Raw genomic sequence first — 7,225 nt, forward strand, 5'->3', positions numbered from 1 at the left:
CAAAACAGCAATGGAGGGGATTTTACGCGCCAGAGGAGGGGCCGGGGAAGGACAAATTCCATTCCCCGGCATTAATGGCTTATTTCAGTTTGGACTGTGCCCAGATAATGCCGCTGGCATATTCCGGCGGTAGCAGGGGAATCAGTGCTTCCAGCGTGGCGCTCAGGCGAGCGGTATCGTTGTCGGTCAGGTTCAGGTGACCAACCTTACGACCTGCGCGCACCTCTTTGTCATACCAGTGCAGATGCACCAGTGGCAGTTTCAGCCAGTCATAATTCAGGTCGCTGCCAATTAAATTCACCATCACTGACGGACTGTTCACCACCGGCACAGGTAACGGCAGGTCGGTAATGGCGCGCAGGTGCAGTTCAAATTGGCTGATGCTGGCGCCGTTCTGTGTCCAGTGTCCGCTGTTGTGTACGCGCGGGGCCAGTTCGTTGATCAGCAAGCCTTCCGGGGTGATAAAACACTCCATCGCCATTACGCCAACATAGCCCAGCTCGTGCATGATGGCAGACAGCATCGCCTCGGCCTGATCCTGCTGTTTAGCATTGGCCTGCGGGAACGCGACGCTGGTGCGCAGAATGCCGTCCTGATGCAGGTTATGAGTCAGTGGATAGAAGACGGTGCTGCCGTCGTGGGCGCGGGCGCCAACCAGTGATACTTCGCCGGAGAAGTTAATACCCTGCTCGACGATACACTCGCCGTAGCAGTCGTCCGGCAGTTGTTCTGTTTCGTGGGCGCGTAAACGCCACTGCCCGCGACCGTCGTAGCCGCCGACGCGGCGTTTGACGATCGCCAGCTCTCCCAGCGTTTCAAATACCGCAGACCATTCGCTTTTGTCTGCCAACAGCTGCCACGGCGCGGTAGCCAGCTTCAGTTTGTCAAACAGCTGCTTTTGCGTCAGACGGTCGGCAATAATAGGGAAAATATCACGGTTGACGAACGCCGGATGGCGCGCCAGTTCGCGGGTTAGTGCGGTTTCCGGCCAGCGTTCAATCTCGGCGGTAATCACGCTTTGCTGAAAGGGAACGGCAGCGGGTTCGGCATCCAGCCCGACGGGCCAAACCGCAATCCCCAGCGGCTCACCGGCCTGGCGCAACATGCGTCCTAGCTGACCGTTGCCGAGTACGCAAACCTGCTTCATGCCGCACCTCGCGGGTCCGGGTTCTCCAGTACTTCGTCGGTCTGTGCTTTACGCCAGTCATGCAGACGCTGATGCAGTTCTTTATCGTGTGTCGCCAGAATTTGTGCCGCCAGCAGGGCCGCATTCGCCGCGCCCGCTTTACCAATCGCCAGCGTGCCCACCGGAATACCGCGCGGCATCTGCACGATGGAGTACAGGCTGTCTACGCCGCTCAGCGCTGCGCTTTGCACCGGAACACCTAATACCGGTACCAGCGTTTTGGCGGCAATCATACCGGGCAGATGTGCTGCACCGCCTGCGCCTGCAATAATCACCTGATAGCCGTTCTCTTCAGCACTTTCGGCGAAGCTAAACAGTCTGTCGGGGGTGCGGTGGGCAGAGACCACTTCAACGTGGTGCGGGACATTCAGGATTTCGAAGATTTCGGCGGCGAACTGCATGGTAGCCCAGTCGCTTTTGGACCCCATCACGATGGCGACTCGCGCCGGATTATTGCGGGAAGACATGCGTCTGAAAACTCCTGTGGTGCACAACACTCGACTTTTGAGACCACAGAGAATAGCATGTTTTAACGTCAAGGAAAACGATTGCGCAGTAGGAGGGAACGCGTAGTTATCCCTCTTTATTTACACATAACGCAAAGGGTGACTGCAGGTTTCCGATTAACCACGCATTACCTGACGGACTCAGGTGCATTTGTCTACTTGTTCCTTTCTGAGCATAAAAGAAGCTATTTCTAAATAACTCATCGTTTGCGGTATCGCGCGCGTTCTTCATATATTCCACATTATAGATTGAAATCTCGTTTGGGGAGGTTATTTCATAATCAAACACGGCCATTCGCGAGATGGTTTGTACATTGCTACCCGTTTTGATATTTCCTGATAATATTACTTTACCATTGTGATCCTTACCCAGACGAAAGTTCATTTCAATAGTAGAGATAAAGATGGGATCTAGATGATCGTAATGTATAATTGTTGCACAGTTAATATCTAAACCGGGAGTCTGGTACCGATTGAATATAAATCTGTAAAATGAGAATGCTAATAGCAATAACAGCATAAAGGGGAACAGCCATTTTTGTTTATATATTACTTTCATGACCGCTCCAGTAATAGTTCAGGCAAGATATATAGTTTCTATCTTTAGAGGTGCAGCGACTAATAAATACACGGCCTTCTTTACCATACAAATAAGATTCAGAAGCATGGTAAGTAAAAGAAGCACCGGTAAGACATGATATATTTTCTCGTCTAACGAGCTCCAGAAACAATCTTTTTTTCTTCTCTGTAAGTGAAATTGAATTTTTCTGAATGGTGTAGACTGGACACGTTTCATAGTTAAATAAAAAATATCTCGGGGTATCTTTTATGTCTGCGGTTCGGTTCTCGGGATACCAGTATTTCTCTGTTAACATGATAATGCTCATTATTACAATAATTAACGATAATATTGTGTATCTGAATCGCTGATAGGGTGTTTGTTTTTTTTCTACCAGATCGCTACGGCTTTCTTCTGCTTGTTTGCTTATCTGTAGGGTGTTTTCCTGTTGCAATACCGTTTCAGACTGAGAAAGGCTTTCAGGAATATCATTATCGATAATCTGGACGTCAATATTACGGCTGAACATAAAACCAACCCGGGGTACGGTCGTAATACATTCGGCAGAAATACCTAAACGGGAAAAACATTTTCTGAGTTCGGATATGTATTTATTCAGTGTATGATTTGATGAACGCAGACCATGGGCATCCCAAACATCATCAAGCAGTTCATTACGGGTCAGGACTTGTCCATGGCGATTAAGAAGACATGCCAGGAGTCGGTTCATGGTGAGGGTCAAAATGACAGTTGATTCCTCATCGCCCAACGGCCATATTGAGCCATCCTCAGTACGATATTTTATCCGTTTATCAATCAAATAAACCATTCCCGCCTCTCCGTGCCTCATGGTGACATAATGGCTTAAACCACCTGCATTCCTCGTGCTGTTTTCTTATCAGCATTGATGTTGGCATGATAGCACATTTAGATAGCCCTCACATTTTCGTAGTTAAATTGTTTGTACTTTAACTATATTTAAGTTTATGTGTCTGTAAATGCTTAAATTTTCGATACAAGTATCTTATTGCGGCATTGAGTTGTTAGGATTAGTCGTATAAGTAAATGAGTAAGGACTGAACGGTTTTAGCTGAGGGCGTGTCTCTAACGTTCACACTTCTCGCCACGCCTGAGTTAGTGCGTATAAGGAGCAACACAATGACAATCACCAGACCACTCGGGAGAACAACTCAGGTTTTTGATGGTCTCTTTAAGTCTTTCAGACAAAGGTTTTTATCTGCTTTCATTGTTAATGAGTTGTATTGTTGTTATGAGGTATAAAATTCTGTCGAAAAACACATATATAAAATTAGCATTTAGATATGTGCTTAAAAAGTGTGATTTTAACTACAAAATATGCATTGTTGATATCGACTCGTTTTATTCGTTTGGTGAGTTATTGGATGTTATTGAGTATATGGATATTGAACAGAATGTCTTTCTGATGAAAGGTATTAGCGTTCATTCTAAGGTTCTGGCACCTATTACAGCTTTTGATCGAGATGATGGTTTGAGTGAAATATTGTGTTGTATCAAGAATGGCCGCTCGATGACCTGGACAGATATTAAAGATTATATAGCCAGGGTGCAGGAACTTTCCATGATGACTGAAAAAGAGAAGAAGATTGCTATTGCAGTTGCGCAGCATTCGAATATATCTGCAGTGGCAACATTTCTTAATGCGAATAACAAGACGGTTTATTCGCGAGTGGGAGTGATCGCCCGCAAACTCAATCTACAACATGTTACTGAAGTCAGGCAATTTATCGGAATTGAAATAGCTTAATTTATAATGTGTAAATAATGGTTGACGGTATCGCGGCCATGCTGGCCAACTTTTATATAAACGACGTAATTATATCCTTTCTGTCAAGGAGGGGGTGGTGCATTCCTTTTATACAGGTATTTTAATGTATGCGAAATTTTTTTCGACGTTTTGTTTGGATTAATATAATAACCCAGTTCTTATTCCCCGTGACGGTTGCGTTCACGCCAGCGATTGCTGGTACGGGAAGCGAACGGCGATTTCTTAATACACCATCGGCAAATTCTACAGTAGATATTCCAACCCAGGTGTATATTCTCCAGCCTGGCGAAAGTGTGGATTCCGTTGCGGCGAAATTCAACATGAGTACGGATGCGCTGAAAAGACTCAATCAATTACGTACCTTTTCGCGCGGTTTTAATGCATTGCAGGCGGGTGATGAACTGGATGTGCCGTTAACCCCGTTTCCTGAGATAGCCTGGGGTGAAAACGACCCGCTCCCTTCAGTTGACAATGAACGCGAGAAAAATATTGCCGGAATTGCGTCCCGCGCCGGGAGCTTTTTGGCTAACAACCCTGATACGGATGCGGCCGTTACCCTGGGCAACAGCATGGCAACCACCGCGGCCAGTAGTGAGGTGCAGGAGCTCCTGAACCGCTTCGGAACCGCCCGCGTGCAGCTGGAGACTGACAAAAAACTGTCGCTGAAAAATTCTCAGCTTGACCTGCTGGTTCCACTTTACGATCGGGGGGATAGGGTGGTGTTTACCCAGGGAAGTCTCCATCGTACGGATGACCGCAACCAGTCGAATCTGGGGGTGGGGATTCGTCACTTCATCTCTGATTATATGCTGGGCGTTAATACGTTTGGCGACTATGACCTCTCCCGCGAACATGCCCGCGCCGGTATTGGTGCGGAATATTGGCGTGACTTTGTTAAATTAAGTGCGAATGGTTATTTCAGACTCACCGGCTGGAAGGATTCCCCGGATGTCAGAGATTATGATGAACGCCCGGCGAATGGCTGGGATGTTCGGACACAAGGCTGGTTACCGTTTGCCCCGCAACTGGGGGGGAAGCTGACCTGGGAGCAGTACTATGGCAAAGACGTTGCACTATTTGGAAAGAATAATCGCCAACGTAACCCGTTTGCGGTCACGGCCGGCCTTGAATACACGCCGATCCCGTTACTGAGTTTAAACGCTGAGCAGCGTCAGGGGCAGTCGGGCAAAAATGATACCCGTATGGGGATCGGTTTTTATTATCAACTGGGTATGCCGTGGAATCAGCAGATCGATCCGTCATCAGTGGCGGCAATGCGTAGTCTGGCTGGCAGCCGATACGATCTGGTTGATCGTAACAACAATATTGTTCTTGAGTATCGTCAGCAGGAAGTGCTGCGTATCAGTTTGCCGGATGTTACAGAGGCGCGCTCTTCAGAGCTGATCCGTATTCCTGTTACCTTGCACAAGGATAAATATGGGCTGAAAGAGACGCAATGGACGTCATCGCCAGGATTCGTAGAGCAGGGAGGGACCCTGCAGAAACGTTCAGAAAGAGAAATTGACGTTCGTATCCCTGCTTATACCCAAGGGACACGTAGTGGGGCTGCGCAGGAATACACGCTGACTGCGGTAAGCTTTGATAATAAAGGTAATCGTTCGAATACAGCCAGCACAATTATCCGTGTTAGCCCCTCTCACCACGAGATGGGGGAACTTGTCGTCACGCCGAAGAGCCCCGTTGTCGCAGATAACAGCAAGTTTGTTTCACTGACGGCCGCCGTAAACGATGAGTCTGGTTTAGGCGTGCCTGGGCAACAGCTGACTTTCAGCGTATCGGGCCTGACGGATGAGAATAACAACCCCTCGGCCACGCTTTATACCGATACGCAATCGAACAGCAAAGTACTCTCTGTTACCACGGATGCGGATGGAAAGGGAACGGTTATGCTACGCAGTAAGGTAGCAAAAAAGGGTTCTGTGACGGTCACAACGGATGACGGGAGTACCAGGGAAGCACAGGTATTATTTGCCGCTGATGCTAATACTGCAATGATCAGTGGTCTGAACGTGACCAAAAATCATGCTCATGCGGATGGTTTAAGTTCGAACGAAATTGAAGCTGTTGTTCTGGATGCGCAGGGTAATCCGCTGGCGAATTTTACCGTTGAAGCGGATGCAGATAATGATGGTGTGGTCGATACATCATTGTTAACCGATGCAAAGGGTAAAACGACGCTGAAGATCACCAATGAGCGTGCCGGAGAAACGAATGTTGCCGTTCGCTCAGGATCGGCAACGCGAGCTGCGTTGTCGACTACGGTGCACTTTGTCGTAGACAAATCAGCCGCGCATATTGCTGAAGGTGATCTGAGGGTTACGGCGGGTGCCAAAGCCAACGGAATGGACAGCAATGCGGTAACGATAAAGGTGACGGATACCCGGGGAAATATTGCCGGGGGGGTGATCGTGGATATTAGCGCCGTTGGCGAAACGGCGGAAGCGACGGTTACGGCAGACACGTTTGCAAGTAATGATGAGGGTCTGGTGAATGCGATTATCAGAACTCAGACTGCCGGAGAGTATAAGGTCAACGCATCTATACGTGAATCCGGAAGTTCAACCGACACGACAACGCACTTTATCGCCGACCAGGACTCCGCCAATATCACCGACAGCAATCTGAGCGTCACCTCCGGAGCGAAGGCGGACGGGCAGGCAGGCAACGCCGTTGTGGCGCTGGTGACGGATGCGCAGGGCAATCCGGTGGCAAAGGCCGACGTGACGTTCACGGCAGATAACACCGGGGTTACGTTTGCGTCTGGGGTGGTGACCACGGGCGATGACGGTAAGGCCAGCACCACGCTGACCAGCACCGTGGCCGGGAAAATTATCGTGACGGCAACGGTAGGCAATAATGCCGCCAGCAAGGAGACGGCATTTATCGCCGACCGGGACACCGCCAACATTACCGACAGCAACCTGAGCGTCACCTCCGGAGCGAAGGCGGACGGGCAGGCAGGCAACGCCGTTGTGGCGCTGGTGACGGATGCGCAGGGCAATCCGGTGGCAAAGGCCGACGTGACGTTCACGGCAGATAACACCGGGGTCACGTTTGCGCCTGCGGTGGTGACCACGGGCGATGACGGCAGGGCCAGCACCACGCTGACCAGCACCGTGGCCGGAAAAATTATCGTGACGGCAACG

6 protein-coding genes are annotated in these 7,225 nt (G+C 49.5%); 2 read left to right on the top strand and 4 right to left on the bottom strand.

Features of this window, described 5'->3' with window-relative positions; all coding sequences use genetic code 11:
• Window positions 1–79 precede the first annotated feature (79 nt).
• From purK to M2374_RS17670, 4 genes are all read right to left on the bottom strand, one after another.
• Entirely contained in the window at window positions 80–1,147 is a 1,068-nt protein-coding gene (gene purK / locus M2374_RS17655; protein ID WP_115259173.1) for a 5-(carboxyamino)imidazole ribonucleotide synthase, read from the bottom strand.
• The gene (gene purE / locus M2374_RS17660) at window positions 1,144–1,653 is read right to left on the bottom strand and encodes a 5-(carboxyamino)imidazole ribonucleotide mutase (protein WP_096758002.1); all 510 of its coding nucleotides are present in this window, start codon (window positions 1,651–1,653) and stop codon (window positions 1,144–1,146) included. The genes purK and purE overlap by 4 nt, the downstream gene beginning before the upstream one ends.
• 106 nt (window positions 1,654–1,759) lie before the next feature.
• Window positions 1,760–2,251, bottom strand: coding sequence for a hypothetical protein (locus tag M2374_RS17665; protein WP_135912434.1), 492 nt, complete (start codon window positions 2,249–2,251; stop codon window positions 1,760–1,762).
• Complete coding sequence (locus M2374_RS17670) at window positions 2,235–3,080, bottom strand: winged helix-turn-helix domain-containing protein (RefSeq protein ID WP_117342275.1); 846 nt, start codon at window positions 3,078–3,080, stop codon at window positions 2,235–2,237. The genes M2374_RS17665 and M2374_RS17670 overlap by 17 nt, the downstream gene beginning before the upstream one ends.
• Before the next feature lie 588 nt (window positions 3,081–3,668).
• On the opposite strand from M2374_RS17670, the gene M2374_RS17675 reads away from it, so the two are divergent.
• Both M2374_RS17675 and M2374_RS17680 read left to right on the top strand, forming a co-directional pair.
• A complete protein-coding gene (locus tag M2374_RS17675; protein ID WP_220133086.1) occupies window positions 3,669–4,037 on the top strand; it encodes a hypothetical protein in 369 nt (122 codons plus the stop codon).
• Between the two features lie 314 nt (window positions 4,038–4,351).
• Window positions 4,352–7,225 (top strand): inverse autotransporter beta domain-containing protein (locus M2374_RS17680; RefSeq protein WP_404979246.1); only part of this gene is annotated, 2,874 nt, incomplete at its 3' end.

The sequence above is a fragment of the Citrobacter sp. JUb117 genome (assembly GCF_024809055.1).
GTDB classification, from domain to species: Bacteria; Pseudomonadota; Gammaproteobacteria; order Enterobacterales; family Enterobacteriaceae; genus Citrobacter; species Citrobacter gillenii.

What these genes read in the sequence shown, in the direction of transcription:
- M2374_RS17675 (WP_220133086.1), top strand. Translation starts at nt 3,669, where the DNA reads ATGGATATTGAACAGAATGTCTTTCTGATGAAAGGTATTAGCGTTCAT.
- M2374_RS17670 (WP_117342275.1), bottom strand. Translation starts at nt 3,080, where the DNA reads ATGGTTTATTTGATTGATAAACGGATAAAATATCGTACTGAGGATGGC.
- purK (WP_115259173.1), bottom strand. Translation starts at nt 1,147, where the DNA reads ATGAAGCAGGTTTGCGTACTCGGCAACGGTCAGCTAGGACGCATGTTG.
- purE (WP_096758002.1), bottom strand. Translation starts at nt 1,653, where the DNA reads ATGTCTTCCCGCAATAATCCGGCGCGAGTCGCCATCGTGATGGGGTCC.
- M2374_RS17665 (WP_135912434.1), bottom strand. Translation starts at nt 2,251, where the DNA reads ATGAAAGTAATATATAAACAAAAATGGCTGTTCCCCTTTATGCTGTTA.